Annotated in this window: 24 protein-coding genes; 12 read left to right on the top strand and 12 right to left on the bottom strand. The window is 56.3% G+C overall.

Annotated elements, in window-relative coordinates; all coding sequences use genetic code 11:
* Positions 1 to 28: 28 nt before the first annotated feature.
* Positions 29 to 1453, top strand: coding sequence for a sodium/proline symporter (locus HNR64_RS01620; RefSeq protein WP_204994864.1), 1425 nt, complete (start codon positions 29 to 31; stop codon positions 1451 to 1453).
* A gap of 19 nt (positions 1454 to 1472) precedes the next feature.
* On the opposite strand, the gene HNR64_RS01615 is transcribed toward HNR64_RS01620, so the two are convergent.
* Together HNR64_RS01615 and HNR64_RS01610 are read right to left on the bottom strand one after the other, a co-directional pair.
* On the bottom strand, positions 1473 to 2246 hold the full coding sequence (locus tag HNR64_RS01615; RefSeq protein ID WP_204994863.1) for a sulfite exporter TauE/SafE family protein: 774 nt from the start codon (positions 2244 to 2246) through the stop codon (positions 1473 to 1475).
* Between the two features lie 82 nt (positions 2247 to 2328).
* Positions 2329 to 4146, bottom strand: coding sequence for a putative bifunctional diguanylate cyclase/phosphodiesterase (locus tag HNR64_RS01610; RefSeq protein WP_204994862.1), 1818 nt, complete (start codon positions 4144 to 4146; stop codon positions 2329 to 2331).
* 163 nt (positions 4147 to 4309) lie between these two features.
* Here HNR64_RS01610 and HNR64_RS01605 point away from each other — a divergent pair, with 163 nt between their 5' ends.
* Positions 4310 to 4975 carry a nitroreductase gene (locus tag HNR64_RS01605; RefSeq protein ID WP_204994861.1) on the top strand — a complete coding sequence of 222 codons (666 nt, stop codon included), beginning with the start codon at positions 4310 to 4312 and terminating at the stop codon, positions 4973 to 4975.
* Here the strand turns inward: HNR64_RS01605 and HNR64_RS01600 are convergent.
* Both HNR64_RS01600 and HNR64_RS01595 read right to left on the bottom strand, forming a co-directional pair.
* Complete coding sequence (locus HNR64_RS01600) at positions 4972 to 5385, bottom strand: DUF805 domain-containing protein (RefSeq protein WP_204994860.1); 414 nt, start codon at positions 5383 to 5385, stop codon at positions 4972 to 4974. The genes HNR64_RS01605 and HNR64_RS01600 overlap by 4 nt on opposite strands.
* 92 nt (positions 5386 to 5477) lie before the next feature.
* Complete coding sequence (locus tag HNR64_RS01595; RefSeq protein WP_204994859.1) at positions 5478 to 6542, bottom strand: NAD(P)H-dependent flavin oxidoreductase; 1065 nt, start codon at positions 6540 to 6542, stop codon at positions 5478 to 5480.
* A 670-nt stretch (positions 6543 to 7212) separates the two neighbouring features.
* Here HNR64_RS01595 and HNR64_RS01590 point away from each other — a divergent pair.
* The 3 genes from HNR64_RS01590 (at position 7213) to HNR64_RS01580 (ending at position 8687) form a co-directional block, all read left to right on the top strand.
* On the top strand, positions 7213 to 7497 hold the full coding sequence (locus HNR64_RS01590) for an SDR family oxidoreductase (RefSeq protein ID WP_275587295.1): 285 nt from the start codon (positions 7213 to 7215) through the stop codon (positions 7495 to 7497).
* 164 nt (positions 7498 to 7661) lie between these two features.
* Complete coding sequence (gene rluF / locus HNR64_RS01585) at positions 7662 to 8462, top strand: 23S rRNA pseudouridine(2604) synthase RluF (protein ID WP_204994858.1); 801 nt, start codon at positions 7662 to 7664, stop codon at positions 8460 to 8462.
* Positions 8463 to 8483: 21 nt separating this feature from the next.
* Positions 8484 to 8687, top strand: a complete 204-nt coding sequence (locus tag HNR64_RS01580; RefSeq protein WP_204994857.1) for a hypothetical protein — start codon at positions 8484 to 8486, stop codon at positions 8685 to 8687.
* Positions 8688 to 8738: 51 nt separating this feature from the next.
* Here the strand turns inward: HNR64_RS01580 and HNR64_RS01575 are convergent, their stop codons facing one another.
* The 6 genes from HNR64_RS01575 to HNR64_RS01550 form a co-directional block, all read right to left on the bottom strand.
* The gene (locus HNR64_RS01575) at positions 8739 to 9149 is read right to left on the bottom strand and encodes a hypothetical protein (protein ID WP_204994856.1); all 411 of its coding nucleotides are present in this window, start codon (positions 9147 to 9149) and stop codon (positions 8739 to 8741) included.
* Positions 9139 to 9924, bottom strand: coding sequence for a methyltransferase family protein (locus tag HNR64_RS01570; RefSeq protein WP_239547416.1), 786 nt, complete (start codon positions 9922 to 9924; stop codon positions 9139 to 9141). The genes HNR64_RS01575 and HNR64_RS01570 overlap by 11 nt, the downstream gene beginning before the upstream one ends.
* 104 nt (positions 9925 to 10028) lie before the next feature.
* On the bottom strand, positions 10029 to 11918 hold the full coding sequence (parE, locus tag HNR64_RS01565; RefSeq protein ID WP_027873337.1) for a DNA topoisomerase IV subunit B: 1890 nt from the start codon (positions 11916 to 11918) through the stop codon (positions 10029 to 10031).
* A 61-nt stretch (positions 11919 to 11979) separates the two neighbouring features.
* Positions 11980 to 12567, bottom strand: a complete 588-nt coding sequence (locus HNR64_RS01560; RefSeq protein WP_204994855.1) for a YqiA/YcfP family alpha/beta fold hydrolase — start codon at positions 12565 to 12567, stop codon at positions 11980 to 11982.
* The gene (cpdA, locus tag HNR64_RS01555) at positions 12564 to 13367 is read right to left on the bottom strand and encodes a 3',5'-cyclic-AMP phosphodiesterase (RefSeq protein ID WP_204994854.1); all 804 of its coding nucleotides are present in this window, start codon (positions 13365 to 13367) and stop codon (positions 12564 to 12566) included. The genes HNR64_RS01560 and cpdA overlap by 4 nt, the downstream gene beginning before the upstream one ends.
* A 122-nt stretch (positions 13368 to 13489) precedes the next feature.
* A complete protein-coding gene (locus HNR64_RS01550) occupies positions 13490 to 13951 on the bottom strand; it encodes a DUF1249 domain-containing protein (RefSeq protein WP_338061799.1) in 462 nt (153 codons plus the stop codon).
* Between the two features lie 120 nt (positions 13952 to 14071).
* Between HNR64_RS01550 and HNR64_RS01545 the strand changes: the two genes are divergently transcribed.
* The gene (locus HNR64_RS01545; protein WP_204994853.1) at positions 14072 to 15508 is read left to right on the top strand and encodes a TolC family outer membrane protein; all 1437 of its coding nucleotides are present in this window, start codon (positions 14072 to 14074) and stop codon (positions 15506 to 15508) included.
* Between the two features lie 56 nt (positions 15509 to 15564).
* On the opposite strand, the gene waaA is transcribed toward HNR64_RS01545, so the two are convergent.
* Complete coding sequence (waaA, locus tag HNR64_RS01540; RefSeq protein WP_338061798.1) at positions 15565 to 16920, bottom strand: lipid IV(A) 3-deoxy-D-manno-octulosonic acid transferase; 1356 nt, start codon at positions 16918 to 16920, stop codon at positions 15565 to 15567.
* A gap of 65 nt (positions 16921 to 16985) precedes the next feature.
* Here waaA and trxA point away from each other — a divergent pair, with 65 nt between their 5' ends.
* The 6 genes from trxA to HNR64_RS01510 all read left to right on the top strand — a co-directional run bounded on the left by trxA (position 16986) and on the right by HNR64_RS01510 (position 23425).
* Positions 16986 to 17312, top strand: a complete 327-nt coding sequence (gene trxA / locus HNR64_RS01535; protein WP_027873332.1) for a thioredoxin TrxA — start codon at positions 16986 to 16988, stop codon at positions 17310 to 17312.
* Positions 17313 to 17525: 213 nt separating this feature from the next.
* The gene (gene rho / locus HNR64_RS01530) at positions 17526 to 18794 is read left to right on the top strand and encodes a transcription termination factor Rho (protein ID WP_027873331.1); all 1269 of its coding nucleotides are present in this window, start codon (positions 17526 to 17528) and stop codon (positions 18792 to 18794) included.
* A gap of 76 nt (positions 18795 to 18870) precedes the next feature.
* The gene (gene ubiD / locus HNR64_RS01525) at positions 18871 to 20337 is read left to right on the top strand and encodes a 4-hydroxy-3-polyprenylbenzoate decarboxylase (RefSeq protein ID WP_027873330.1); all 1467 of its coding nucleotides are present in this window, start codon (positions 18871 to 18873) and stop codon (positions 20335 to 20337) included.
* Positions 20334 to 21485 (top strand): radical SAM family heme chaperone HemW, encoded by a 1152-nt coding sequence (gene hemW, locus HNR64_RS01520; RefSeq protein ID WP_204994852.1) that lies wholly within the window; start codon positions 20334 to 20336, stop codon positions 21483 to 21485. Before ubiD ends, hemW begins: the two co-directional genes overlap by 4 nt.
* Before the next feature lie 210 nt (positions 21486 to 21695).
* Positions 21696 to 22874, top strand: coding sequence for a Na+/H+ antiporter NhaA (gene nhaA, locus HNR64_RS01515; protein WP_204994851.1), 1179 nt, complete (start codon positions 21696 to 21698; stop codon positions 22872 to 22874).
* Between the two features lie 65 nt (positions 22875 to 22939).
* Positions 22940 to 23425: an NUDIX domain-containing protein gene (locus HNR64_RS01510; RefSeq protein ID WP_204994850.1), complete on the top strand. Its 486-nt coding sequence runs from the start codon at positions 22940 to 22942 to the stop codon at positions 23423 to 23425.
* Here HNR64_RS01510 and HNR64_RS01505 read toward each other — a convergent pair whose 3' ends face one another.
* Entirely contained in the window at positions 23426 to 24514 is a 1089-nt protein-coding gene (locus HNR64_RS01505; RefSeq protein WP_204994849.1) for a mechanosensitive ion channel family protein, read from the bottom strand.
* Between the last annotated feature and the right edge of the window lie 62 nt (positions 24515 to 24576).

Raw genomic sequence — 24576 nt, 5'->3', positions numbered from 1 at the left:
GGCACCGGGCAGTAATAATAGGAAGCCTATGCTTACTGCCTGGAGTTTTATTGCTTTTTTAAGCCTATTCGTCCTTATTGGCCTCTCTTCCCTTTTCTTTAGTAGTCACCAGAGCAAGGATTACTACCTTGCCAGCAATAGCGTTAAGCCCTGGCTCGTCGGCCTTTCTGCCGTGGCCACGAATAACAGTGGCTATATGTTTATCGGCGTTATCGGCTATACCTACACCGTCGGCTTATCCGCTTTTTGGGTTATGTTGGGCTGGATTGGTGGCGACTTTATCGCGTCCCACTTTGTGCACCGTCGCCTGCGGACGATGACGGAAAAACGCAGCGAGGTCAGTTATATCGGCGTGTTGTCGTCCTGGTCCGGTGGCACAAAACCCGCCTACCAACGGCTGGCTGCAAGCATTTGTTTGTTGCTGTTAGTCGCTTACGCCGCCGCGCAACTGCTTGCCGGTAGTAAGGCCTTGCACGTCTTGTTTGATTGGCCAATTTGGGCGGGGGCGGTCAGTGGTGCCGTACTGGTGTTGATGTACTGCCTGGCGGGCGGTATCCGCGCATCAATCTGGACTGATGCCGCGCAGTCGATGGTGATGATCTCTGCGATGGGACTGCTGCTGTGGGTGGCGGTCGATGGCCTGGGCGGGGCTCAAGCGACACTGTCTCAGTTGCGCGACGTGCCCGATTATATGAACTGGTTTCCTCAGGATCTTGCCTTTCCCGGTGTCGCTGGGGCGGTGTTATTCGCATTGGGCTGGTTATTTGCCGGCCTGTCCGTGGTTGGTCAGCCCCATGTGATGGTGCGGTTTATGACGCTGCGAGATGGTGGGGATATGAACCGCGCACGCCAGTGGTATTACCTGTGGTTTACCGCTTTTTACTTAATGGCCACGTCTGTTGGTTTGCTGTCGCGGCTCTACTTGCCCGAGGCCGGTAGCTTCGACGCTGAGCTCGCTCTGCCAACTATGGCGCAACAGCTTTTACCGCCGGTGCTGGTCGGCCTGATTCTCGCCGGGGTGTTTGCCGCGACGCTATCCACTGCCGATTCGTTAATTCTCAGCTCATCGGCGGCGCTAACTCACGACCTGTTGCCGCAAAATATTGAAAAGCCCTGGCTGTTAAAACTGTCTACGTTTGGTATTACCGCCACGGCTCTGGCCTGGGCGCTACTCAGTGCGCAAAGCGTTTTCGCCATGGTGGTTATGGCGTGGTCCGGATTAGCCAGTGCGTTTGTGCCGCTGTTGCTGGTGCTTATTTTTGGCGGCCGCCCCGGCCAGGGCGTCAGTATTGCGATGAGTGTGGTTGGGATCAGCACGGCACTACTGTGGCGTTATTTCGACCTTCACAACATGGTCTATGAAGGCCTGCCCGGTATTCTTGCCGGGGTGGCGGTGTATGGGGTCAGTCGTATTTACCGGCGCGGGCAGCCAGTGACGGAAGCGATCTCCTGAATGGAGGTAGCGCGTCGCCCTAGCGAAACGCTGAAAATAAACCAACCACACTAATGGCCAACAGCACGCTACCGACTACCCGGAAAAATATCGGCGTTTCGGCCTGTAGCAAGCGGTCGTGTACCCGCAGGCCGATAACATGGCCAACGGCAGCACAGGGGAGCAACCAGAGGTGGTGAATGAGCTGCAGGTCTACACCGGCCCAGACGAAAGCAGCCATTTTGATCGTCACCAGAATAAACCATAGCGCAAACAGTGTGTCGCGCAGGCGCTCCTTGGCGACGTGTTGGGCGACCACCGCTATGATCAGCGGCGCGCCGATGAGTGAGGTACCGCTGATATAGCCCCCGGCCATTAGAAACACGGCATCGACCAGGCGGTTGTTGCTGCGAAATGGCTTATTAAAAATATAACTCAGTGAATACAGCATCACGATACTAAAAATAATACCGCTGAGTACGCCGCTGGGCAGGGTAATCAAACCGAAGACGCCGAGTAATTTGGGGCCGATCATCACTGCCAGCGCCTTCCATAAATACTGCCAGTCCACCGTGCTCTGGGCGCTGCTGCTGCCCCCGAGGCGCTGACGATTATTCAGGGCGATGGTTAACGATGAAAACACCAGTAAGTGAACGGAGATCAGCGGCAGGTACACGAGCGGCGCGTTGTGTACCAGCAACAAAAAGGGCAGCGAGAGCACCGCGCCACCGAAGCCAAGGCCGGAGCGAACAAAGCCACTCCAGACAAAAATCAGCCCAATCAGGATATATTGCAGGGGTGCGAGTTCGGTCATTACAGCTCTTTAAATTACGGCGCAGCGCAAGGATGTGACGGCGCATGATACCGACTGCACAGCCTACTCGGCCAGCGCAGGATTAGCGCAGTGCGGCAACAAGCGAGCTAAATGGCGCCGGCCGGGCAATGTGGTAACCCTGGACTTCGTCGCAGTGATACTCTTCGAGAACAGTCAGTTGCCCGGCACTCTCCACGCCTTCGGCAACAACGTTAATACCCAGTGCATGGGCCATTTCAATAATGACCTTAATCACAGCTCGGTGTTTATCCTGAGTCAGGTCAGAGACAAAACTGCGATCGATTTTCAGCGTATGAATGGGCAGTGTTGCCAAGTACTGCAGCGACGAGTAGCCCGTGCCAAAGTCGTCAAGGGCGACCTTGACACCGAGGCTGGCGAGGGTTGCCAGCGTATCGTTAACCAGCGAAGGCTCCAGCATCATCACGCTCTCGGTAATTTCCAACGCCAAGCGACGATTGCACGGCAGTTCGGCAACGGCATCGCGAAGGCTTGCCAGTAAGCGCGGGCTGGTAAATTGCGCCATCGATACGTTCACGGCAATGCAAAATGGCGCATCCCCGGGAATCTCAGCCAGGTGCCTGGCGGCTTGCTGAATCACCCAGTCTCCAAGGTCGTTGATCACCTCGCTCTGTTCTGCAATGGCAATAAACTCGTCGGGCGGTATTGGCCCAAGCTCGGGATGCTGCCAGCGCAACAGCGCTTCGGCACCGTTGATTGCGCCGTCGCGCAGTCGCTTTATAGGCTGAAAGTGCAGCGTTAGTTGCTCGTATAACGCAGCGCCTTGCAGTGCTGAGCGCAGACTGACATCGCGCTGCAGCCGATCCCATAATTCGGGGTGGTACTGGATGATCCGGCTGTGTGGGTTGCGCACGGCAGCCGCCAATTGTGCGTGGCGCAGGGCTTCTTCGGGCGTACCGGCTCCGGGGCTGCTGGCTATTGCCGCCAGACCGATGCCGATATCGAGGGCGATAAGGTGCTCCCCCCAGCTCATTTGTGCGCCGATCTGGCGAAGCAGGTGTCGGCTGCGTTTTTGCCAGAGCGTCGAGTCGGCAACGGCCAGCGGTAGAAAGAATTCGTTTTCGCCAACACGGCCAGTGAGCTTTTGCTGTTCGCTGACATAGCGCAGGCTGTTGGCGCAGTGTTGTAGCACCGCATCGCCAGCGCGATTGCCAAAAGCATCGCAGATGGCGCGATAGTTGTGCAGACGGCAAATAAGCGCGCCGCGCGTCTCTCCCGCCGCGCTTGCCAGAGCGGTAATGCAGGCTTCGCGGTTTAGCAGGCCGGTAAGTGGGTCGCGCTTAACCGCATCCAGGTGCTGTTGAGCCTCAGTGTGGCCGCGACACAGCAGGCTGAGGGTGCCCATGAGTAGCAGCCCCGCCACAAACCACAGTTGCCATGCAAAATCCTGACGCTCGGCCAGCAGCGCCAAAAACGGCAGGCCAAGCATCACAACATCCAGGCAAAACAGCGGGTAAAACCGCGCCAGCATGGGCATCGACATGGACAGAATCACAAACAAAAGCAGCATCACCAAAATCTGCTGCCACAGCGTTAAATGGTCGGCAAACGTCAAAAACAGGCAGCCCCAGGTCAGGTGCCCCAAGACGCTAAGCGCCCCGTAAGGCACCAGCCAGTTTTTTACGGTGTCAGTGCAGCCATAGTGGCGGAATAACATTGGGATCAAGGTTAGGCCGCCTTGGATACACAGCAGGGTGCTCAGCCAGCTGGTAATGAAATAGCGAGGAAGTTCCTGGCTCAGCAGGATCATCAGCGCCGTAGCACCCATTGCTGCCAGAATATGGATATAGCGCACATCCCTTAACAGGCGTGCGGCGGCAGCGTCGGAGTAGTAGTGGTTGAAAAAGCCGCGAAGGGCCATGGGTATGCTCCATAGTGCTGCTGCGGGTCTGCGCGAATTGCCTTTACTGTATTGTAGGAACAAGGTGCTGAACTGTCATAATGATTTTACCGGGCTGTGAACTCTTGCCCATTGTCGCGACTGGTTTAGACTAGGGCGTTTGAGCCAAAGACAGTGAGAGATTATGCGTGTAGCTGAAGCCGTAAAAGCCCGCCGTTCCATTCGGGGCTTTAAGCCCGACCCCGTGCCTGAAGAACTGTTGCGTGAAATTTTGGATATTGCCCGCCACGCCCCCTCAAACTGCAATACCCAGCCCTGGCATATCACGGTGGTGAGTGGCGAGGCGCGCAACAAGCTTGAAGATGCCATTGTCACAGAAATTCTCAGTGGCAAGGCACCCTCGCCCGCCTTTAAACCCGGCGATGCCGATCTAGACGGCGTGTATAAAGAGCGGCAATTCGACTGCGCGATGACCTACTACGGCACCATGGGCATTGAGCGCCACGAAAAAGACAAGCGTCAGGCCCTAATGTTGAAGAACTGGCAGTTCTTTGGCGCCCCGCACGTCGCGTTCATTTCTATGCCCACCGGCATGGGTTCGGTGAACGCGATCGATATTGGCATATACCTGCAGACGCTAATGTTACTGCTCGTCGATTACGGCCTGGCCAGCATTCCCCAGGGCGCGCTGGCCTTTTTCCCCGATCCGGTCAAAGAGATCGCCAATCTGCCTGAGGGGCATGGCATTATCTGCGGGCTGTCTTTCGGCTACGAGCAGCCCGGTGAGCAAATCAATAAGGTGATCATGGATCGCGCGCCGCTGGAGGATGTCGTCACGCTGATTTCCTAGCTAGCGGGGTCGTCAATGCCTTTGGGGTTGGGGCCAAAGGCATTGTCGCCGGGCTCGCTGTCGAGCACGGTAAACACCAAAATAACCAAGGGGCCCAGTAGCGGAATCACAATTAGCAGCAGCCACCATGCGCTGCGGCCGATATCGTGCAGTCGGCGCGCAGCGTAGCCTATTGATGGCAACAACACCGCCAAGCCATACAGGCCGCTAAACAGCCCAGCGCCAATTTCGGCATTGCCCAGGCCCAAAGCGCTGTCGATTATGCTTAGCGCCATGCTGATCAATATATTGAACAGCACAAAAAACCAATATTCGCGCCGCCGTGAGCGACCTCTAAAGTCCGCGTAATGTCGCCATGCGTTTATATAGCAGTCGAAGGGGCTGCGAAGGATAGCGCCTTGTGGCTCCATGGTTGTCTCCCTGACAAGTCTGATAGGCGGTTTGCCGTCAGTCCAATTGTGCAACGATCTGTGTTCGCTTTCCTAGCCTTGTTTGCGGCTCGTCAGCCCTGGAAAGTTTCCGCGACCAGCTGCTGAGTTACCTCTGCAGCGGACGTAACGCGACAGTCTTGCACAGAGGTCCCGGCCCATAGCGGCGAAAAGTCGCCCTTGTTTTGCGCTTCTGCTGCCGTGCGTAGCGGTGCAAGTAGGCCGCTGCAAAGTGGGAACGCCGGCAGGTCGTCGCGAAGTGCCCCCAGGGTTTGCATGAGCTGGTTGCTCAGCCCGCGTGCCGGTCGACCGGAGAATAAATTTGTCAGCTGGGTTGCCTCAGCCGTGGAGGCATCGGCTGCCGATGTCATGGCGCGGCGGTGAACCGCAGAGGTTTTTGCCTCTGGGCACAACAAATAGGCGGTGCCAGCCTGTACGGCAATGGCGCCCGAGGCAATGGCGAGGCGAACCGCAGGGGCGGTGCTAAGGCCGCCAGCCGCAATAAGTGGCAGCGAAATTTTATCTCGGCAAGCTTCCAATAGCTTCAGTGTGGGCATCTGCCCCGCCAGGTCGCCGCGCAGGAAGTGACCGCGGTGCCCTCCTGCCTCCAGCCCCTGCAAGATAATGGCGTCTACCCCTTCACTCTGCAGATACACTGCCTCATCGACGGTGCAGGCGGTTGAAATAACGGCGGTGCCCCAGCTTTTTATTTGGCGCAGCAAAGCGGCTTTTGGCAATCCGAAGTGGAAACTCACTACCGGTGGCCGATACGCGGCCAGCAACTCTGCCTGCGCTGCACTGTAGGGTTGGCGGCTCGCGGGTGTCATTGGGTTGGGTGGGGCGATTCCCCACGCTTCGTAAAAAGGTTGCAATAGCTGTTGCCAGTGCTGGAGTTTCTCGGCATTGCGAGTGAGCTCGGCTGCTGCTGCATCGTGGCAAAAGAAGTTGAGGTTATAGCTCTCCAAGCTCCGCAATACCTGGAGTTCCTGCTCCAGCTTATCGAGGCTTAGCATGGCACAGGGCAGCGAACCCAGCCCGCCGGCACGGCCGACAGCCAGCGCGAGTTCACTGTCTTGTGAACCCGCCATCGGTGCTTGAATCACTGGGTGGCGAAAATGCGCGTTACCTAGCTGGAGCATTGCGTTCTCTACTTTTTGGTGTGTTTGAGTGCCATATACATGATGGTCTGCGGTTCCGCTCTCGGATATATGCGGCTGTATTGTAAGATAGCGTATCCAGTGATGACAGCGAGTGCCTGTGGGTGCGAGTGAAAGTTTCTAACCCACTATTTTAGTGGTTTATTTCGCGTTGCTGGGCGAATTACTTTCTATTCTCTTGTTTAAACAATGCAACTTTTGGATTAAACGTCGCTTGGTAGGTAGGAGAGGGACATTTACGCTTTTTCTACGCAGGAGCGTGCCAGGGCGCGACTTGCAGCTTTATTCAGAAAGCTAGCTACTTGAATGAAATGAATTTGAATGCCGAAAATATTTAGTTAGCTTAAATAATACTTATAAAGTGGCCATGTCTGATCTTTTAGCGGCTGATATGACGGGGCGAAGGGCATAGAAAGCAGCAGATACTTTGCATTCAAAATGAGTAGAAACGGAATAAAAAAGTTAGCCAATTTGAGTTATTTTGTATTTTCTTAAGCAGTAATCAGCCAAACAAAAAGCCTCGGGAAAGCGGGGCTTGGTAGTTTTACGCTGGCAGGTGTGGGAAACCAGTTCGAGGAAGGGCTGTAGCAGTTTGCGATCGTCTTTGGGTGGCTCGGCAGTCGTGCGGCCATCCAGACCGTGAAAGCGCGCACTGACCAAGTCGCTGGCGCTGTATTGTGCCGATCGCGACTACGGTATTCGCGTGAACTCCCTTCACCCCGGTTATGTAGAAACGCCTCTGGTAAGCGGCGCGCTGGCCAAGCTGTCAGAGGACGACGCCAATGCCTTTGCTACGCGAGTGGTGGCCAGTATCCCGATGGGGCGTATGGCGCGGGCAGAGGAAATTGCCCAGGGTATTGTGTTTTTGCTTTCCGACGCGGCAAGTTATATGACCGGCTCGGAACTGGTTATGGACGGTGGCTATACCGGCCGTTAAGAATCCCCTCGGGGAGGGAGGTGGCCGGCGACCACCTCTTTTTTCTCCCTCGCCCCTGCTTTGCTCAGCGCTTGTAGTTCATCTCAATGATTTCTGTGTCAGACTTGTTATCCCGAGACCACCATCGGTAGCGGGCGTGAGTAGCAAGTAAAGAGAGATGCAGCGTGAGTAATGGTGAAGGACGGCGCTTAAATAAGTTTATCAGTGACTCGGGCTATTGCTCGCGTCGCGAAGCCGACAAGCTGATTTTGCAGAATCAAGTCAGTATCAATGGTAAACGCCCCGGTCTCGGCGCACAGGTGATGCCCGGCGATGTCGTGATGGTGGAAGGCAAACGCATTCGCACGGTAAACCCGGATAAAACCGACAGGGTGTATATCGCCTACCACAAGCCGGTGGGCATCACCTGTACCACCGAAGCCCATGTGCCGGGCAATATTATCGACGCCGTCGGCCACAAAAAGCGCATTTTTCCCGTGGGTCGCCTGGACAAAGATTCCGAGGGGCTGATTTTTCTGACCAGCGATGGCGACATCGTGAATAAAATTCTGCGTGCTGAAAATGCCCACGAAAAGGAATATATCGTCACCGTCGATAAGCCGTTGAGCGGACAGTTTGCCGAGCGAATGGCCAAAGGCGTGCCTATCCTTGGCACCGTTACCAAGCCCTGCAAGGTCATGATCCTCAGTCGCAATGTGTTCAAAATTATCTTGGTGCAGGGTATGAATCGCCAGATTCGGCGAATGTGCGAACACTTTGGCTATGAAGTAACGCGGCTCAAGCGCACGCGGATTATGAACGTCAAACTGGATGCGTTGAAGCTCGGTCAGTGGCGCAACCTCAGCGCTGAGGAAATGGCGGAGATCAATCAAGCCGTGGGCGGTTTGTCGGGCACCGCAGGGGCGGCTGGCAAGTCGCGTCCACGGCGACAGAATGGCCCCAAAACAGGCGGCCGCCGGCGCTAGCGACATTGTTGGAGTATGCGGATGAAACGTGTATCGGCGGTTGGCGCGCTGATTTTACTCAGCGGTTGTGCGAGCCGAGGCTTATACGAGAGTATTCAGGCGAGTAATCGTTTCGAGTGCGATAAGCTGCCGCCCTCTCAGTACGAGGCATGTATCGCGCAGACGGTGCAGCCCTACGATGACTATGATCGCGAGCGTCGGGCGATAGAGTCTGACGAGAATTAAAAAGGTGGAAGGCCCGGGGGCCCTCCACAAGCACTACGCGTGCGTTGAGCGCTAGCGCAATTGGCGCTGGCCCTCGTATCGGGCATGGTTGAGTAGGTACAGGCCGTAAAACACCGCAAAGGCGAGATCGGCGATCACAAAAATAGCGAAGGGCATCAGTGCCGGAAAGCTCAATGCATCCACCCAGGCCGCAACGAAGACCAGGGTTTTGCCGATGCAACCCATCCAGATAATGTCTTTGTGGTCTTTTGGGTTGCCGGCAATGCGCCAATAACCAAAGCCAAACACCAATACCAGCACGCCAAATTGATGGGCCCAGGGCAGTAGCTCGGGCACATAGAGGCTTTGCATTTGCAGCAGGGCAAAGAAGGCCTCAGTGGCAAATAGCAGCATAAACGCCGCCGCGAAGTTGAAGAATGCGGCGAAGCGATAAAAGCGCTTCCAGGAAGTTTCATTTTGCATTGATGCTGGCCTCCGGGTGCGAGGGGGATTGTTTTAGGCGGTCGGCAATAGCGGCACCGGTCAGTAAGCGCCAGGGTATCAGCAAGCCGGTTTGTTGTTTGTATTCCTGCCAGCCCGGGTGACGGGAAATGGCGTGATCTTTGTTCTTCATCCGCGCCAGGAAATAGCTGGCCATATACGCGTAGATTGCCCAGGCGATCCAGTGTTGGGCCAGCATTGGGTAGGCGGCGTACAGCATTAGCTCGCCGAGGTAATTCGGGTTGCGGGTGTAGCGGTAGACGCCGTCGGTAATCAGCCCCGGTTGTTGGCGGTATTTAAGTATCCAGTGGCGCTGGCCATCGGCGGCCATCATGGTGACAACGCCGAGGGTGTGAATGGCAATGGCGGCAAACACGACAGGGCCACTGGGCTCAATGAAGCGGGAAATCAGCAGCCATGGGGTGATCCAGTACCAGCCGATGAGAAAAACATAGAGGTTGATGGAGGCAAGTACGCTGATGCGGTCATTGAATTGGTGGTCGCGAAAGCCGAAGTCTTTTATCAGCCAGCAGTAACCATAAATGCCATGTAGGCCAAGGTAGACCCAGGCAGTGGTGGTGAAATTGTCGTAATAATTCATCATCGCGTAGATGATGAGCAAGGTAAAAATCTTGTGGAAGTCCACTGCCCAGGCAACGCGAATGCGCGGCTTGCCCGGTGCGTTCCAGATCAGTTTGTCGACGAGGGCGAGAAAAGCGCGCGCCCAGCCGGGAATTGGTTCCCGTTGCTGTTCCATGGTGCATTCCTGTTATTGTTAGTGTGTGCCTGCCGATACTACGCGGCGGCCACAATTAGTGAATGCTTGCTGGCGACGCTTTTACTGTGAGTTTATGACAGCCATCAAACGATGACGTCGGCCTCGTCACCGTTGCGCTCCAACCATTGCTTGCGGTCTGCGGCACGCTTTTTCCCGAGCAGCATATCCATCAGGGCATCGGTGTCATCGCCGGGTTCGATGCCCAAGCGCACCAGTCGGCGAGTATCCGGGTCCATAACAGTTTCGCGCAGTTGTAAGGGGTTCATTTCACCGAGGCCCTTAAAGCGCGTGACGGATACTTTGCCTTTGATTTTTTCCGCCTCTATGCGGTCGACAATGCCCTGCTTTTCGTCGTTGTCGAGGGCGTAAAACACCTCTTTGCCAACGTCGATGCGGTACAGCGGTGGCATGGCAATAAATACGTGGCCCTGTTCGACCATCGGGCGGAAGTGACGCAGGAACAGCGCGCACAATAGTGTGGCGATGTGGGCGCCGTCGGAGTCTGCATCGGCAAGAATACAGATCTTGCCGTAGCGCAGACCGCTTAAATCGTCGGAGTCGGGGTCTACCCCCAGTGCCACGGAGATGTCGTGAACTTCCTGCGAGGCAAGAATTTGCTGAGAGTCCACCTCCCAAGTATTCAGAATTTTACCGCGCAGCGGCAAGATGGCTTGAAACTGACGGTCGCGAGCCTGTTTAGCCGAGCCCCCCGCCGAGTCCCCTTCCACCAAGAACAATTCCGAACGCTCGCTCTCTACACCGGCACAGTCTGCCAGTTTGCCGGGCAGTGCCGGTCCGGCGGAGACTTTCTTGCGCACCACTTTTTTGGCTTTGCGCAGCCGGCTTTGGGCATTGCTAATGCACAGCTCGGCGAGTTTTTCGGCCTCTTCGGTATGCTGGTTTAGCCACAGGCTGAACGCATCTTTGGCCACGCCCGATACAAAGGCTGAGGCTTCGCGGGAACTGAGACGCTCTTTGGTCTGGCCAGAAAATTGTGGGTCGGCCAGCTTGGAAGACAGCACATAGCTGCACTTGTCCCAGATATCGTCTGGGGTCAATTTGACGCCGCGCGGGATCATGTTGCGGAACTCGCAGAACTCGCGCATGGCATCCAGCAAGCCGCTGCGCAGGCCGTTAACGTGGGTGCCACCCTGAGCGGTGGGGATCAGGTTAACGTAGGACTCGGCCAGCGGCTCGCCGCCTTCGGGCAGCCATTGCACAGCCCAGTCCACGCCTTCGGTGTTGCCACTGAAATGGCCGACAAAGGGTTGCGCGGGCAGGGTTTCGTATTCGCGAGTGTGGCTGGCCAGGTAGTCGGGCAGGCCATCTTCGTAGTACCACTCCTCACTCTCTTCGCCGGTTTCATCTTTGAAAATAACTTTCAGGCCCGGGCAGAGTACGGCTTTGGCACGCAACACATGCTTGAGGCGGCGCACCGAAAATTTGGCGCTGTCGAAGTATTGGGCATCTGGCCAAAAGCGCAGCAGGGTGCCGGTATTGCGCTTGCCGCAGCTGTCGATGACTTCCAGGTCGGAGGCTTTGTCGCCATTGGCAAAGCGCATTTGGTGAACCTGGCCGTCGCGTTTAATGGTGACTTCCAGTAGCGATGACAGAGCGTTGACCACCGATACCCCCACGCCGTGGAGGCCGCCGGAGAACTGATAGTTGTCGTTGGAGAATTTACCCCCGGCGTGCAGGGTGGAGAGAATCACTTCGACACCTGGCAGGCCCATCTCCGGGTGGATGTCTACCGGCATACCGCGGCCGTCGTCGGCGCAGCTTAGCGAACCATCGTTGTGCAGGGTGACGGTGATCTGACTGGCGTGGCCGGCCAGCGCTTCGTCGACGCTGTTGTCGATAATTTCCTGCGCCAGATGGTTGGGTCGGGCGGTGTCGGTGTACATGCCCGGACGCTTGCGCACAGGCTCAAGGCCGGTGAGAACTTCGATCGATTGTGAGGTGTATTGTGACATGCTCTACCACTGCGAGGCCGCATCGCGGCGCCGTGAATGAATCGGTTTGGGTGGGCTATTGTTAACCAGCCACGCCCAGAAATTCCACTATTGTGGGCAAATGCGCTTCGAAATTCACGAAGCTGTGGTCACCGCCGGGCTCAACGAGCTGCTTACAGTCGCGATAAGCCGCCACGGCGAGGCGGTAATCCAGCGTTTCGTCGCCCTCTTGCGCCATTAGCCAGTAGTGCTCGGGTGTAATGTCGGCTGGCGTTAGCGCGCGCAGGCAGGCGAGGTCTTCTTCTGTCACGCTGAAATGCTCGCCGGTATAGGGGTTGTCGTATTCGCCGATGAACTGCTCTCCCCACTCTCCCGGGGTAACTGCCGGGTTGACCAGCACGGCTTTTAGCTGGTGGCGCTCGGCCAGTACGGTCGAGAAGAAGCCGCCCAGCGAACTGCCGATAAGTGCCAGGGTGTCCGGTGCTGCGGCCAGTTCCTCTTCCACCACTTGCGCCAGTTTGGCAAAGGCCCCTGCCGGGTTGTTGGGCATGCTGGGAATACACAGCCTGACCGACGGGTGATGCTGCGCAAAGTAGTGTTTAACCAGTTGTGCTTTGTGTGATTGGGGGGAAGAGAGAAAGCCGTGTATATAAATGACTGTTGCGCTCATTCGTAGCCGTTTGCCGTTTTATCTACCGTAAATTCCACGCCGCTAACACGCTCCACGCCTGTCTGCCAGTTGCCGTCGGTGTTCAAGGTGAACCAGCGGTAGCCGGGGTTTAGGTCGTCTAGGGCAAAGTCGCGGCTGCCAGGCGCGAATTGTATACAGGTTGAAGGCGTCGTCAGCAAGCGTTGCTGGCGATGGCGCTGCTCCGAGGCTTGGTGTACGTGGCCGGATACAATGGCCGCCACGCCGGGTTTGTCGTCGAGAATATCGAACAGCGCATCGGCGTTATCGATCAATTGCTCGTCCAGCCATTCGGCACCGAGCTTATTCAGGTGGTGGTGGACAAAGATAAAGGTGTTGCTGTCGCAGGGGTGTTGGCGGCACAGCGCCAATTCACTTTCAGCGAGATGGCCGCCTACTTGGCCGCTAACCGCCGAGTTTAAAAATAACAGCTGCCAGTTACCGAGTGTTGCCTGCTTTGGCATCAACGCCTCGCCCGCACATTGGTGCATGGTAGCGGGGTCGTCGTGGTTGCCGGGTAGCCATACAATCGTGTCCGCCAGCCCATCGAGCTTGGGAAGCAGGCGCTGATACGCCGCGGCGCTGCTGTCACCAGAGAGGTCGCCAGAGACTACCAGCATGTCGATGTGCGGGTGCTGGCGTTGCACCAAAGCGAGCACTTCGTCGAGGCTGTGGTCGGTATCCATGCCCAACAGCGAGCTGCCCGGGCTGGCGCCCAGGTGGCAGTCGGTAATCTGCACTAAGCAGAACGCGGGAGTCGCTGTTGCGTTGGCGCTGTTCACAGTAAGCCTCGTTAATATCTTCGGCTTTTATACGGTATGGGTTGCCACAAATCCAGACGCAGTCCATCAGAGGGCGTTGCCCCACGACAATAAATGTGTGATTTGCGACTGCAGTCTCGCTGCTAAAATTGTGTGCCGGTCGCGCTGACCTTTTCTAATACGGTGCTGTCGTGCCGGTGACCGTGCCGCAAGCACTGGCTTAGCCATTCGCCAAGAAAGCGGTTTAGCTGGGCCTTTTCGTCGCGTTGGAACATTTTATTATTCGGGTAGTCGTAGCGTTGCCGCAGGGCATAGACCTGCTCGGCGCCGCTGACTTCGGCAAGCTTTGCGTCGTGATAGATGCGCACCTGCAAGCACATAGCGGCCCAGGCTTGTGTTTTTGCCTGGGCCAGCCGCAAGTCGAGAAAGCTGGTGTACGGCGCGCACTCGCGCACACGAATATTCAGCGCGTGATTGCCTACCCCAATGCAGAGCTCGTCACCGGCCTGAAGGGCGTCGGGCAGTAACTTCTGCAAACGCAGATAATTCATCTCACAGTCGGCGAGATGCGCGTTGAGGTCAACTTGGTAGTTCGGCGTCTTCACAAGGCTCCCGAATTTGCGTTCTAATTCAATAAGATTTTTTAATAATCATTCTCGCATAGGACGAGTCTGATACACTGCGGGCCTGACGCAGCCCCTCCGTTAGCAGAACAGGTTAACTCTATGATTGCCAAACGTCACTTTCTCAGTGCAGCTGTTGCACTGGCTTTGGGTATTCCCGGCGCCCATGCCGACACATTGCTAGATGTCTACGAGCTTGCGGTGAATAACGATCCGCAGTTAAAAGCCGCAGAGGCGACCTACCGCGCTGATCTGGAGTCTGAAAACCTTAGTCGTTCAGCGCTGCTGCCCCAGCTGAGTGGCCAAGCCTACTATCAGGATACAGAAACCGACTCGCAGTCAAAGAGTACGACTTTTACCGCTGGCGCTTTTGGCGGTGGATCGACGTCAATTATTGACCAGAAGGTGCATACCGGCTCGGAAACGGAAAATTACTCCTTGAGCCTGAGCCAGGCCATTTTCGATCTGCCGGCGTGGTTCAGCTTTAAGGCGGGCCAAAAAGTCACCGAGCGCGCCAAGGCGCAGTTGGCGTATGACCAGCAAGAGCTGATTGTGCGTGTATCCGAAGCGTATTTTGAAGTGCTAAAGGCGCGGGAAAATCTCGATGCCTCGCGTGCAGAAGAGCGCGCGGCCAAGCGCCAGCTTGAGCAAACGCAGCAGCGCTTTGATGTTGGCCTGATCGCGATTACCGACGTGCATGAGTCGCGCGCGGTATACGACTCTACCGTGGCTCAGCGCCTTGGTTTTGAGGGCGCACTGGCGATCGCCCGCGAGAACCTCACTACCCTTACAGGCAAAGATCACGGCAAGCTGTGGTCATTGAAAGAGAGTTTCCCTATCGATAATCCACTGCCTGCCAGTCGCGCAGCCTGGGTCGATATGGCTTTAAAGAACAACTACCAGCTCAAGGTGGCAGCGGCGGCGTCTGGTTCCGCCTATGAAAATGCCCGTGCGAAAAAGAGCGAGCACTTGCCAAAGATTAGCGGTAGCTTCAGCTACACCAAGGAAGACCTGGACGGCTCGCGGCGTTTCAACCCCAGCAGTTCCTTTGCTGTGCCGCCAGGCAGTGAGTATGAAACTGAGGCCCTGCGTGTCACGCTGACGGTGCCGCTGTTTACCGGTGGTGGCGTTAGTGCGGGTCGCCGCCAAGCCTACGAGCAATACAATTCGGCGCAGTACACCGCGCAGCTAACGCAGCGCCAGGTTATTGCCGGCACGCGCGCCCAGCACATTGCGGTGAATACTGCCGTGCAAACCGTGAAGGCGCGCAAACTGAATATTGTCTCTGCGCGTAGCGCCCTGGATGCGACCGAAGCCGGTTACGATGTCGGCACGCGCAACGTGGTTGATGTATTGGACGCCCAGCGCAAGTTATATGCGGCACTGCGTGACTACAGTAACGCCCGCTACGACTACGTTGTCGATATGCTCAAGCTCAAGCTGAACGCCGGCACTCTAAGCCCGGCGGATGTGCAGGGGCTTAATCAGTGGCTGCAGGAAGGTGATGCAGTATTGCTGAACGGCAATGGCAAACGCTGATATCCACGCCTGCTAACGCGGTTCCCGCCGCGTAATTTTCCCTTTCGGAGGGCGCACTAACGAGTTAGCGCGCCCTCAACTTCCTCAATCAGTTTTGCCAGTGCGCCACGGTTGGCCTCGACAACGGCCAGGGCGTTGCGTCCGCGGGTTTCTCTCATCTCGCTGTCGGCAAACAAGGCGATGAGTTCAGCGGCGATGCTTTCGGCACTGTCTAGCAGGCTCAGGCCGCCAGCGGTCTGCAATAATTCACTAATCTGTGCAAAGTTGAAGTCGCTGGGGCCGGCCAGTACCGGCAAGCCCCAGGCGGCAGCTTCCAAACTGTTGTGGCCGCCGCGCGGCACCAGGCTGCCACCGATAAAGGCAATATCTGCGGTGCCCAAAAGCAGCAGTAGTTCACCCATGGTATCGCCCAGCAGAACTTGAGTGTCGGGGGATATAGCGCTCTCGGTACTGCGACGCCGGCAGGGCAGGCCCTTGGCGGCGACCAACTTGGCGACGGCGTCAAAGCGTTCGGGGTGCCTGGGCACCAATACCAACAGGGCATCGGGTTGTTGTTTGAGTACGCGCTGGTGGGCGTCCAGTAATATGCTGTCTTCGCCGTCGTGGGTGCTGGCGGCGATCCACACGGGACGGTCCTGGCCAAATTGCTCACGCGTCTGCCGCGCGTGTTGGCGCAGGGTATCGGGAATGGCGACATCAAACTTTATGCTGCCGGAAACGCGCAGTTGATCGGCGTGGGCGCCAATGCTCAGAAAGCGTTCGGCGTCGTCCTGGCCCTGGGCGACGATCCGGCTAAAGGCTTTTATCACCGGCCGGCTCAGTCCGGATAGGCGTTGGTAGCCTCTGGCTGAGCGCGCGGAAAGACGGGCGTTAGCGAGCACAACAGGAATGCCGCGCTTCGCTGTCATTTGCACCATATTTGGCCAGATCTCGGTTTCCATAATGACCGCCGCGCGCGGCTGGGTGCGGCGCAGGAAGCGGGCTACGGCACCAGGCAGGTCGTAGGGGGCGTAGACATGGTGCACCTGTTGGCCAAACATGGCGCGAATCCGGCTGGAGCCGGTGGGTGTCATGCAGGTGACGACAATGGGCAGTTCTGGGTGTCGGTCCAGCATATGTTGTATCAGCGGCGCAGCAGCGATGCTTTCGCCAACGGAAACCGCGTGTACCCACAGCCCCCCTGTTTGCTCGGGCACTGAGACAAAGCCAAAGCGCTCGCCGATGCGGCGGCGGTAGTCGGGCGCGCGCAGTGCTCGGTAGCCTAGCCGCAACAGGACCAGTGGTAAAATCAGGTAGAAGAACAGGCTGTAGAGTAGGCGCGGCATGGCGTTAAGCTTAGTCAGTGATACGGCGGCTAGCATAGCGGTCGCTGGCGACGCTGGCCAGCGCAGGCCGATGTTGATGGCTTTCACATCGCGTCTAGAGCTGTGTTATCATCCGCGATTCCGTTATCACGATATCAACTTGGAGAACCAAGATGAGCGACAACATCGTTCACGTCACCGACAGCAGCTTTGAAGAAGAAGTGCTGAAGTCCGATCTGCCAGTACTGGTAGACTTCTGGGCGGAGTGGTGTGGCCCCTGTAAAATGATCGCGCCGGTCCTTGATGAGATCTCTGGCGATTACGCTGGCAAGATCAAGATCTGCAAGATCGACGTTGACGCCAATTCAGAAACCCCTGCCAAATTCAGTGTTCGTGGCATTCCAACGCTAATGATCTTCAAAGGCGGTAATGCTGAAGCCACCAAAGTAGGCGCCTTGTCCAAGTCGCAGCTGTGCGACTTCGTTGACAGCGCACTGTAATAGCAAGGGCCTCGCCTAACGCGGGGCCTTTTCTTTTCTGCTTTACGGACCTGCCATTCGGTGATAGAGTTCGACCAATCCCCAAAATATTCAAAAATAACACCTTAATTTTTTTCATATCTGCTTAATACGTCGAGCACGCGCCGGCCGCGACTTTGCCGTTCCTGCGTATCGTCCAAGCCTTATCAAATCGAAGCCAACAACCCAAAACCTATGAACCTTACTGACCTAAAAACTAAGTCCGCCCAAGAACTGCTCGACATCGCCAAAGAGATCGGCCTCGACAATATTGCCCGCTCTCGCAAACAAGACATCATTTTCTCGATTCTGAAGCGTCACGCTAAAAGTGGTGAAGACATTCACGGCGATGGTGTACTGGAGATCTTGCAAGACGGCTTTGGTTTCCTGCGCAGCGCCGACTGTTCTTACCTCGCTGGCCCTGACGATATCTACGTATCACCCAGCCAGATTCGTCGCTTCAATCTGCGCACGGGCGACAGCATTGCCGGTAAGATTCGGCCGCCGAAAGAAGGTGAGCGCTATTTTGCTCTGTTGAAGGTTGATGAGGTTAACTTCACGCGTCCAGAGCAGTCCAAGAACAAAGTTCTGTTTGAAAACCTCACGCCTCTGTTTCCCAATGAGCGCCTAACCTTAGAGCTGGGTAACGGCTCTACTGAAGACTTAACCGGTCGTATTATCGACCTGGCTGCGCCCATTGGTAAGGGACAACGCGGCTTGATTGTGGCGCCGCCAAAGGCCGGTAAAACGCTGATGTTGCAGAACATCGCGCAGAGTATTATCCGCAACAACCCCGAGTGCTACGTCATTGTATTGCTGATCGACGAGCGTCCGGAAGAAGTAACCGAGATGCAGCGCTCGGTGGGTGCTCGCGGGGCTGAAGTGGTGGCGTCGACCTTCGACGAGCCGCCGGCGCGTCACGTGCAGGTGGCGGAGATGGTCATCGAAAAGGCCAAGCGCCTCGTAGAGCACAAGAAGGATGTTGTGGTTCTGCTGGACTCAATTACCCGCCTGGCTCGCGCCTACAACACGATCGTACCGAGCTCGGGCAAAGTGTTGACCGGTGGTGTTGACGCTCATGCACTGGAGCGCCCAAAGCGTTTCTTTGGTGCGGCGCGTAACGTTGAGGAAGGCGGCAGCTTGTCCATTATCGCGACCGCACTGATCGACACCGGCTCGAAGATGGACGAGGTCATCTACGAGGAATTCAAAGGCACGGGCAACAACGAACTGCATCTGGATCGTAAGATTGCCGAGAAGCGCGTTTACCCCGCGATCAATATTCGCCGCTCCGGCACCCGCCGCGAAGAGCTGCTAACCAGCGAAGACGAGCTGCAGCGTATGTGGATTCTGCGCAAACTGTTGCACGGTATGGAAGACACGCCGGCGATCGAATTCCTGATCGACAAACTGAAAGACACCAAAACCAACGCTGAATTTTTCGATTCAATGAAGCGTAAATAAGGCCGCTGTCGGGGTTTCGCCGCAGTGGCGAAACCCCGACCCCGCCCGCCGGGCGCCGGATATCGGACACCGGATTATGAAGCACAAAGACCTCCGCGATTTTCTCAACTACCTTGAGCAGCAAGGCGAGTTGAAGCGTATTAGCTATCCTGTAGACCCCAACCTTGAAATGACCGAAATCTGCGACCGCGTATTGCGAGCAGGTGGACCGGCATTGCTGTTTGAAAACCCCAAGGGTTACTCCGTACCGGTGCTGGCAAATTTATTCGGCACTGAAAAGCGTGTGGCCATGGGGATGGGCCAAAAAGATATCGAGGCGCTGCAAGAGGTGGGCGAGCTGTTGGCATTTTTACGCCAGCCTGATCCCCCGAAAGGTCTGCGCGATGCCTGGAGTAAGCTGCCGATCTTCAAGCAAGTGCTCAATATGGGCCCGAAGATGGTGTCCAAGGCGGTGTGCCAGCAAAAGGTGATTCAGGGCGACGCCGTCAACTTACACTTGCTGCCTATTCAAACCTGCTGGCCGGAAGACGCCGCGCCGCTGATTACCTGGCCGCTGGTCATTACCCGCGGTCCCAACAAAGAGCGACAAAATCTGGGCATTTATCGCATGCAGGTGATCGGCAAAAACAAGCTGATTATGCGTTGGTTATCTCACCGCGGCGGCGCACTGGATTTTCAGGAGTTCAAACAGCAGCACCCGGGTGAGCGTTTTCCCGTTTCTGTTGCGCTGGGGGCCGACCCCGCGACGACCCTTGGCGCGGTGACGCCGGTGCCCGACACACTCAGCGAATACGCCTTTGCCGGTTTGCTGCGCGGTGAAAAAACCGAGTTGGTGAAGAGCCTCAGCAACGACCTGCAGGTGCCCGCCAATTGTGAGTTTATCCTCGAAGGTTACATCGACCCGGAAGAGATGGCCGACGAAGGCCCCTATGGCGATCACACCGGTTATTACAACGAAGTCGACCGCTTCCCTGTGTTCACCGTGACGCATATTAGCCACCGTGAAAACCCGATTTATCACAGCACCTACACCGGGCGCCCGCCTGATGAACCAGCGGTGCTGGGTGTCGCCTTGAACGAGGTATTGGTGCCCTTGCTGCGCCGGCAGTTCCCGGAAATTGTCGATTTCTATCTGCCGCCGGAGGGCTGCTCCTATCGCATGGCGGTGGTCACGATTAAAAAGCAGTATCCGGGACACGCCAAGCGCGTGATGTTTGGTGTTTGGTCGTTCCTGCGCCAGTTTATGTACACCAAGTTTGTCATTGTCTGCGATGACGATGTCAACGCCCGTGACTGGAACGATGTGATTTGGGCGATCACCACCCGCATGGATCCACAGCGCGATACGGTGATGGTAGAGCATACACCGATCGACTATCTGGATTTCGCCTCGCCGGTCTCTGGCCTCGGCTCTAAAATGGGTATGGACGCCACGAATAAATGGCAGGGCGAAACTGACAGGGAGTGGGGTCGACCAATTGTTAAGGACCCCGACGTGGTGAAGAAAGTCGACGATATTTGGTCGGAGCTGGGCCTGGAATGAGTAGCGTCGGGGCGCAGCTGCCGCCTCTGTCGCTGTATATTCATATTCCCTGGTGTGTGCGGAAGTGCCCCTACTGCGACTTTAACTCCCACGCCCAGCGTGGCGACCTGCCGGAGGCGGCATACATTGCCGCCATGCTCGAAGACCTCGATCAAGACCTCGACTACATTCAGGGCCGTGAGTTGGCCTCTATCTTTATCGGCGGCGGTACGCCCAGTCTATTCTCGGCCAACGCGTATGCGCAACTCTTTGAGGGCCTGCGCCAGCGCCTGAGATTCTCCCGCGATATTGAAATTACCCTTGAAGCGAACCCCGGCACGCTTGAGCAGGGTCGCTTTGCCGCCTATCGCGAGCTGGGTATCAACCGCTTGTCGATTGGGGTGCAAAGTTTTGATGCCGAGCAGCTGGAAAAGCTCGGCCGCATTCACAGCGCCGGCGACGCCCTGGCGGCCATTGCCAGCGCGCGCGACGCGGGTTACGACAACTTCAATATTGATCTGATGCACGGGCTAAGTGACCAGACTGAAGCCGATGCACTCAATGATCTGCGCATCGCGATCGACAGCGGCGCGCCACATATCAGCTGGTATCAGCTCACCATCGAGGCGAATACAGAATTCTACAAGCGCCCGCCCGAGCTACCCCAAGAGAGCGCATTAATGACCATGCAGCGAGCTGGCTTTGCGCTGCTGTCAGACGCTGGCCTGACGCGCTATGAAGTGTCGGCCTTCGCCCGCGACGGTCGCCGCGCTCGCCACAATCTAAACTATTGGCGCTTTGGCGACTATTTGGCGCTGGGCGCTGGTGCTCACGGCAAAGTGACTTTGGCTAGCGGCGTGCGACGCTACCAAAAAACCCGCAAGCCAGAGGACTATTTGAGCCGCTCTCCGTCGCGAACCAGTCAATCGCAAGGCGTTATCGATGCGGACTTGCCGTTTGAGTTTATGATGAATGCACTGCGCCTGCGCGGGGGTGTTGAGAGTGCGCTTTACTCACAGCGCACCGGCCTGCCTCTTGCGGCTATTGCGCCGACCCTCGAGCGCCTGCAGGCTCGCGGCCTGTTAATTGACGATCCTCAGCGTATCGCCTGTAGCGAGCGCGGCTTCGCCTTTATCGATAGCATCCTCAGTGAATTCCTTGAGGGCTAGTCGGTCATCTACACAGTCAATTTTCGTCGAAAATCGCCTTTCCCGGCACATAGCAATCCATGACGGCTTGGTGCGATGTCGCTGAGTGTTCGCTGGGGGCGAGTGCCGGTTTTTGCTGACAGCGGGCGACGGCTGATGCAATATTAGCGTCGAGTGTTTTGTTTATGGGGTGTCAACACTCCGCGACTACGCCCTTTCAGAAGGAGACTTATGGCGAATACCAACGGTTCATTTATCGTTAATTTCTTTAAACAAGAGTCCTCCGGCGGATTGCTACTCATGTTTTCTGCCTTGTTGGCAATCATCTTTGCCAACACAGCCCTCTCCCCCTATTACGAATTACTCCTTACCACACCCGTAGAAGTCCGCGTCGGCGCGCTGGAAATAGCCAAACCGCTGTTATTGTGGATTAACGACGGCCTGATGGCTGTGTTCTTTTTCCTGGTGGGTTTGGAGTTAAAGCGCGAACTTGTTGAGGGCGAGTTGTCTGACCCCCGCAATATTATATTGCCGGGTATCGGGGCCGTCGGTGGTATGGCGGTACCGGCGCTGTTTTATACCTATTTTAATGCTGGAAACCCTGTTGCCATGCAGGGGTGGGCGATCCCCGCCGCAACAGACATTGCTTTCGCGCTGGGCGTCTTAAGCCTGCTGGGCTCACGGGTGCCGGTGAGCTTAAAGATCTTTCTAACCTCGCTGGCAATTTTTGATGATATCGGGGCGATTGTTATCATCGCGGTGTTTTATACCGCCAATATTTCCATTGCGGCGCTGGTGATTGCCGCTAGCTGTATTCCCGCATTAATTGTTCTCAATCGCCGCGGCGTGAGTGCCAACAGTCCATACATACTGCTTGGTACCATTATGTGGGTGGCTTTGTTGAAGTCGGGGGTGCACGCCACCCTGGCCGGGGTAGTGATGGCGATGTTCATTCCCCTGCGCAGTAACGACCCGGATAATCCATCGCCATTAAAAAGTCTGGAGCACGACCTGCACTCGGTGGTGGCGTTTTTTGTGCTACCGGTGTTCGCCTTTGCCAATGCCGGTATCAATCTAAGCGGTGTGGGCGTTGAGCAATTGATGCACGGCGTGCCAATGGGTATTGCCGCAGGCTTATTCCTGGGTAAGCAGATAGGTATATTCGGGTTGTGCTACCTGGCCATAAAACTGCGTTTGGCCGAGATGCCCTCAGGTATGAATACCATGAGCTTGTACGGTACGGCAGCACTGTGCGGTATCGGCTTTACCATGAGTTTATTTATCGGGTCGCTCGCCTTCGAGGAGACCGGGGTAAACCAACTGTTTGACGAACGCTTGGGGATTATTGTCGGCTCGTTGATGTCCGGTGTGTTGGGTTATTTCCTACTGCGCCGTGCGCTACCTAAATAGTTTATCGTGAATAATTATCGTGGCGTCGGGGCTTTCACCCCGCCCCATCGTTTAAGGAAAAAACCATGAATTACTGCCCGCAGTGCGCCAGTCCTATGGGCGATGTTTTGGTGGACAACGAAATTCGCAGTGGCTGCCCGGACAGGGGCTGCGGCTACGTCCATTTCAACAACCCGGTGCCCGTTGTGGCGATGATTGTCGAAGTGGACGGCGGCGTGGTCCTGGCACACAATGTGGCATGGCCCAAAGCTTTCTACTCAATTATTACGGGCTTTCTTGAGGCGGGCGAAGACCCTCTGGAGTGCGCTCGCCGCGAAACCATGGAAGAGCTTAATCTGCACGCCCTGGAAACTGATTTAGTGGGGGTTTACCCCTTTGCTCAGCAAAACCAAGTGATCATCGCCTACCATGTGAAAGCGGCCGGAGAGATTCGCCTGAATCACGAGTTGGACGACTATAAAATCATTCCTGTTGAGCAGCTTAAAGGGTGGGATATGGGGACTGGCCTGGCGATCAATGACTGGCTGGCGCAGCAGCGTCGCGACGCCTGATTATTCCTCCTCGCTGGCAGTGCCGCGATCTTTCTCCGCTTCATTTTTTGCCAGCAGGCGAGCGGCTTCGAGCTCTTCTGTAAGCGCGCCGAGTTCGGCTTTCACCGCTTCCCGGGCCTCGCCTTCCAGGGGCTCTTCCTCGTTTTTCAGCTGGGTTTTCAGTGCGTTAATTTTATTTTCCAGTGCGGTAACGGCACTGCTCAATTCCGCTTTATTAAATAAAACCTCTTCGGCGTGACCATCGTTGTGAGTCTCACGGTAATAGCGGCGCTTAACCGGAATAATAGGTTCGTCGGCATTGAGTACGCGCTGGTTCATAAAGTTTGGCGAGACGATTTCGATACCGGCATCATGAAGTGCATCGAGCATGCGTCCGCGTAATTTGGAGCGCGTGCTAACCAGCAGAGAGGCTTCTTTCAGCCATCCACTGGCGCGGTAGAGCACCGAGAAATCGCCCAGTTCGCGAATTTGCACAAAGCCGTTTTCCAGCTCGGCTTTATTGAGGGCACTTAACAGTGCGGCCTCAATATCGCGGCGGTCAACGTCGTAACCCAGCGATACGTCCGCCGACACCACGGTGCCAGAGGAGCGCACCACATTGTAGGGTTCCTGCACCAGCAACAGGTTGGGTACGGTGACCAATTCGCTGGTTTCGTTTTGGATTTCCACATGCAATAAGCCGAGTTGGCTCACCCGCCCCAATTCATTGCGAAACTCTATGTAGTCGCCCGCTTTGAAGCTGTTGACGGTGCGCAGCATAAAACCCGCCATCAGGTTGCCCATAACCGAGGTTGACGACAGCGCGATTGCCGCAGAGGCGAGCAGACCGACCAGCGAAAACAGCTGTCCGCGTAATTCGCTGTCCATGGGTAAGGTGGCTATCAGCGCAACCAGGCCGAGCAGCCGAAACACCAGGCGCATGCCCTGCTCGCGGTAGCGGATGTCGGCGCCGTGCTCTTTCTGAACGCTGAAGAGCTTGCGGGTAATCAGCCAGCCAATGACGATCAGCAGCAGGGCAACAAGCGCTGGCACCCAGAGCCCAAGCCAGGTAGGTAAAATGCCCTGTGCTGCGTCTATCGCTTGTTCCATACGTTTTTGCCTTACCTTCGCCGAGTTTCCGAGCTTTGATGGTGCTCAGTGTAGTCTGCTCG

It is taken from the genome of Spongiibacter marinus (assembly GCF_016906995.1).
Taxonomy (GTDB): domain Bacteria; phylum Pseudomonadota; class Gammaproteobacteria; order Pseudomonadales; family Spongiibacteraceae; genus Spongiibacter; species Spongiibacter marinus.
The sequence above is the reverse complement of the archived record's forward strand: the minus strand, read 5'-3'. Positions and strand labels throughout refer to the sequence as shown.

What these genes read in the sequence shown, in the direction of transcription:
- HNR64_RS01580 (WP_204994857.1), top strand. Translation starts at nt 8,484, where the DNA reads ATGAAACGTGTATCGGCGGTTGGCGCGCTGATTTTACTCAGCGGTTGT.
- HNR64_RS01510 (WP_204994850.1), top strand. Translation starts at nt 22,940, where the DNA reads ATGAATTACTGCCCGCAGTGCGCCAGTCCTATGGGCGATGTTTTGGTG.
- HNR64_RS01575 (WP_204994856.1), bottom strand. Translation starts at nt 9,149, where the DNA reads ATGCAAAATGAAACTTCCTGGAAGCGCTTTTATCGCTTCGCCGCATTC.
- HNR64_RS01615 (WP_204994863.1), bottom strand. Translation starts at nt 2,246, where the DNA reads ATGACCGAACTCGCACCCCTGCAATATATCCTGATTGGGCTGATTTTT.
- trxA (WP_027873332.1), top strand. Translation starts at nt 16,986, where the DNA reads ATGAGCGACAACATCGTTCACGTCACCGACAGCAGCTTTGAAGAAGAA.
- ubiD (WP_027873330.1), top strand. Translation starts at nt 18,871, where the DNA reads ATGAAGCACAAAGACCTCCGCGATTTTCTCAACTACCTTGAGCAGCAA.
- HNR64_RS01560 (WP_204994855.1), bottom strand. Translation starts at nt 12,567, where the DNA reads ATGAGCGCAACAGTCATTTATATACACGGCTTTCTCTCTTCCCCCCAA.
- HNR64_RS01600 (WP_204994860.1), bottom strand. Translation starts at nt 5,385, where the DNA reads ATGGAGCCACAAGGCGCTATCCTTCGCAGCCCCTTCGACTGCTATATA.
- HNR64_RS01505 (WP_204994849.1), bottom strand. Translation starts at nt 24,514, where the DNA reads ATGGAACAAGCGATAGACGCAGCACAGGGCATTTTACCTACCTGGCTT.
- parE (WP_027873337.1), bottom strand. Translation starts at nt 11,918, where the DNA reads ATGTCACAATACACCTCACAATCGATCGAAGTTCTCACCGGCCTTGAG.
- HNR64_RS01570 (WP_239547416.1), bottom strand. Translation starts at nt 9,924, where the DNA reads ATGGAACAGCAACGGGAACCAATTCCCGGCTGGGCGCGCGCTTTTCTC.
- hemW (WP_204994852.1), top strand. Translation starts at nt 20,334, where the DNA reads ATGAGTAGCGTCGGGGCGCAGCTGCCGCCTCTGTCGCTGTATATTCAT.
- rho (WP_027873331.1), top strand. Translation starts at nt 17,526, where the DNA reads ATGAACCTTACTGACCTAAAAACTAAGTCCGCCCAAGAACTGCTCGAC.
- HNR64_RS01605 (WP_204994861.1), top strand. Translation starts at nt 4,310, where the DNA reads ATGCGTGTAGCTGAAGCCGTAAAAGCCCGCCGTTCCATTCGGGGCTTT.
- HNR64_RS01610 (WP_204994862.1), bottom strand. Translation starts at nt 4,146, where the DNA reads ATGGCCCTTCGCGGCTTTTTCAACCACTACTACTCCGACGCTGCCGCC.
- HNR64_RS01620 (WP_204994864.1), top strand. Translation starts at nt 29, where the DNA reads ATGCTTACTGCCTGGAGTTTTATTGCTTTTTTAAGCCTATTCGTCCTT.
- HNR64_RS01545 (WP_204994853.1), top strand. Translation starts at nt 14,072, where the DNA reads ATGATTGCCAAACGTCACTTTCTCAGTGCAGCTGTTGCACTGGCTTTG.
- HNR64_RS01595 (WP_204994859.1), bottom strand. Translation starts at nt 6,542, where the DNA reads ATGCTCCAGCTAGGTAACGCGCATTTTCGCCACCCAGTGATTCAAGCA.
- nhaA (WP_204994851.1), top strand. Translation starts at nt 21,696, where the DNA reads ATGGCGAATACCAACGGTTCATTTATCGTTAATTTCTTTAAACAAGAG.